At 46.1% G+C, this 380-nt stretch carries 1 protein-coding gene; it reads left to right on the forward strand.

Annotated elements, in window-relative coordinates; genetic code table 11:
• On the forward strand, positions 1-380 hold a 380-nt coding region (locus EST42_RS07780; protein ID WP_209019486.1), incomplete at both ends, for a transposase.

A 380-nucleotide genomic window follows, 5' to 3' on the forward strand; every position in this document is an offset into this window, starting at 1 on the left:
CGTAGCGCAAGCTCTCACGGGACAACGCGTGGCTGACCAGCGCAGCATTGAGGATACGCGGTATTCTCGCGAATACGCCATCATGAAGAGTCAATGGCGTTTGTTTATGAAGTCATACGACAAGCTGAACCAAAACACTCGCGTCTATTTAGCTGGCGTAAAAGAATTGATGACTGCAGAGGAAGCATTGAACCTTGTTTTCCGATCATTCCCAACACTTCACGCCACTTGGCTCACATACCAGGCCGTTTTAGAAGCGATACACGAACAAAATATGCAAAAATTCTCTGATATTCTTGTCGCCTATTCACCACTGAGAAACAGCATGGACACTGCAATATCAACATTCAGCAAGAATTTAGACGGTGTGTTGGAAAGCC

The organism is Weissella cibaria (assembly GCF_004521965.1).
GTDB classification, from domain to species: Bacteria; Bacillota; Bacilli; order Lactobacillales; family Lactobacillaceae; genus Weissella; species Weissella cibaria_A.